The sequence below is a fragment of the Pseudomonas sp. MWU13-2100 genome (assembly GCF_023242365.1).
Lineage (GTDB): Bacteria > Pseudomonadota > Gammaproteobacteria > Pseudomonadales > Pseudomonadaceae > Aquipseudomonas.
In genome coordinates this window covers 1-1444 of the sequence record NZ_JALLIX010000107.1, presented here as the reverse complement: position 1 = coordinate 1444, position 1444 = coordinate 1, and the positions used below count along the sequence as shown (strand labels likewise).

Here is a 1444-nt window from a genome sequence, read left to right as displayed (position 1 = left end):
TCGCTCTCAGAGCGCGCTGTTTCCACTGTCGCTGGATGAGTTGATTCCCGATGACCATCTGGTTCGGGTCATCGAAGCCTATGTCGCGCTTCTGGATTTTGAGCAACTGGGTTTCGACAAGGCCAAACCCAAGGCCACGGGACGTCCTTCATACGATCCCGCCGATCTGCTCAAACTCTATCTGTACGGCTATTTCCAACGCATTCGTTCGTCACGACGGCTTGAGGCCGAGTGTCAACGCAACATCGAGGTCATGTGGCTGTTGGGACGATTGGCGCCGGACTTCAAAACCATTGCCGATTTTCGACGCGATAACAGCGCGGCGTTTACCGCGACCTGTCGTGCCTTTGTTCGTTTCTGCCGGCAGGCCGGTCTGATTGCAGGCGAGTTGGTGGCCATCGATGGCAGCAAGTTTCAAGCTGTGGCTTCCTGCCGCAAACATCTGACACCGAAAAAGCTCCAGCAACGGGAAGCAGCGCTCGACAAGAAAATTGCGCGTTATCTGGCGCAACTCGATGAAGCCGATCGCGACGAAGAAGGCGAGTCGATTGATCGTTCAGCGGTGCAGGCAGCGCTGGCGGAGTTGCAGGTAAAAAAGGCCAATAACCAGACCTGCCAAGTGCTGATGCAAGCTCAAGGTCTGGTTCAGCACGTTGTGGGTGAATCCGATGCGCAAAAAATGCGAACAGCGTCCGGGCCGCTCGTGGCCTACAACATTCAAAGTGCGGTGGATGCCAAGCATTGCCTGATTCTGCACCACGAAGTGACTCAGGAAGGCACCGCCGTCAGTTGGAACCGATGGCCAAAGCAGCCAAAGAGAAGCTGGATCAATCCGAACTTTGCGTCACGGCGGATGCCGGTTATTCCAATGGTGCCCAGTTCCAGGCCTGCGAAGACGCGGCGATCACGGCTTTTGTGCCTCCCAATCGGGCGATCAACACCACCGGTGGCGACGAGCAATACTTTGACCGCACCGAATTCAACTACGACTCGAACACCGATCAGTACCAATGCCCCGCAGGCAACCGGCTGACACTCAAGCAACTGAGCAAGGGCGACCGAATCTATCAGGCGGCCATCAGCGACTGGCGAAGTTGTCCGCTGAAAAACCGCTGCACCAAGGCAGAACGCCGGTATCTGATGCGCCACGCCCATGAAGCAGCATTTGAGCGAATGGAAGTGCGAATGAAGGCGCACCCGGAAATGATGGGGCATCGGCGCTCCATCGTCGAACATCCCTTCGGCAACCTGAAGCAATGGATTTTCGGCAATGGCCGGTTTTTGCTGCGCCAGTTACAGGGTGCTCGCGCAGAAATGGCACTTGCAGTACAGGCCTACAACTTGAAAAGAGCTATCCAGGTGCTGGGAGCACAGAAGCTGATGGCGCTGATGGGCTGAAAGGCCCTTCATTTTTCAGATTGCAGAAAAGCAAATGCCCCGACAA

The 1444-nt window shown here is 55.9% G+C and carries 1 pseudogene; it reads left to right on the top strand.

The annotated features are described in order from the left end of the window. Positions 1-1398, top strand: a pseudogene (locus M5B99_RS29520) (IS1182 family transposase); the annotation flags it as partial. Between the last annotated feature and the right edge of the window lie 46 nt (positions 1399-1444).